2 protein-coding genes are annotated in these 1,399 nt (G+C 69.9%); one reads left to right on the top strand and one right to left on the bottom strand.

The annotated features are described in order from the left end of the window. Window positions 1-988: Hsp70 family protein (locus B1964_RS29555; protein WP_172399022.1), on the bottom strand; the 988-nt coding region annotated here is incomplete at its 3' end. A 280-nt stretch (window positions 989-1,268) separates the two neighbouring features. On the opposite strand from B1964_RS29555, the gene B1964_RS30815 reads away from it, so the two are divergent. Beyond that, window positions 1,269-1,399: IniB N-terminal domain-containing protein (locus B1964_RS30815; protein ID WP_216354315.1), on the top strand; the 131-nt coding region annotated here is incomplete at its 3' end.

The raw sequence follows: 1,399 nt of genomic DNA on the forward strand, positions 1-1,399 counted from the left end.
GGGCGGATTCCAGCAGTTCGGAGACAATCGGGACCGTCGAGCCGCCACCGACGGCGACGATCGCCGCCACCCGACGCGGATCGATGGCTGCGGCGGCGAGCGCGTCGCGGACGAGGCTCACCGATTCCAGCACCGGCCCACGCACCAGCTCATCGACGTCCTCACGCACGAGACGGGCCTCGGTGCGATGCGGTCCGACCGAGATATCCACGGCGGTACCGGTATCCGTCGACAGGGTCTCCTTGGCGGTACGGCAACGCCTGCGTAGTTCGGTCAGGTCGGCGAGGATCGAGGGATCGTCGATCCGGGCGCCCAACGCCTGGCCCAGCCCGGTGGCCTCGAGGGTGTGATCGAGCAGCAGCCGGTCGATGTCACGCCCACTCACCAACGTCGAGGTCAGTGGTCGCGTCAACGGGGTCGGATCGGCGCCGGCGGCGAGCACCGTCACCGTGGTGGCGGACGCACCGAAGTCGTAGACGACAACGGGATCGCCGTCGGCGAAGGCGCCGGTGGCGTGTTCGACGGCGGTCACCGCGGTGACCGCTGCGCTCGTCCAGGCGCACCGGTCCGCGGTGAGCCCGGTGGCCGCCTGCACCGCGCGGGCGACGTCGGCGATCACCGCCGGCGACCACCCGTCCGGGACGGCGAACGTCACCTGGACGGCCCGAGGGTCTGCGCCGGTCGCCTCCAGTGTCTCGGTGAGCAGCCGATGGACGGCCTGCGCGTAAAGCGCCTCGGCGAACACCGGATCACCTGCGGCGTCGACGAGACCGACCGGATCGCCGATGCGAGGTAGGAAGTCGTCGCGTCCGGCGAGTTCGAGCGTCGGGCGGGTGACGGTGCCCGCCCAGCCGTCGGCGTGCGCACCGACGGCGATGGAGACGTCGGTGCCGATCTTGATGCCGATCGCCAACGCGGGAGCCGCCTCATGGTCGCCCACACCCCCGGCCGGCTCGGGTGTCGCGTCATGCCGGATGTCGACGGTCATCGTCTCTCCTCGTCTCCTCAACCGGCGTGGACGCGCCGGGTGACCCGCAGGTCACGCTGCTCATCATGTCGTGACTCCCGGGCGTGTCGTTAGCCGACGGAGCAAAGATGGGGGAATTTCCCCGTAACCCGCGCCCGGCTCACGGCCCGCAGGGGGAAATGCCCCCTCGGGGAACGTGACGGGGCACGGCGGCGAAGGGGGGATTTTTCCCCGATGTGCCGGCCCGACGGCCCCCATAGCGTGGTCATCATCCACCGCATGTCATTTGAGGAGACTTCCCATGAGCAGCAACAATGCCGTTCTCGACTTCATCCTGGGGCTGTTGCGCGACGACGAAGCCCTTGAGGGGTATTGCCGATCGCCGCAGACCGTGCTCGCCGCGGCCGGATTGAGCGGGGTCACCCCGGCCGA

This window comes from Gordonia sp. i37, from assembly GCF_002043085.1.
Classification (GTDB): Bacteria; Actinomycetota; Actinomycetes; order Mycobacteriales; family Mycobacteriaceae; genus Gordonia; species Gordonia polyisoprenivorans.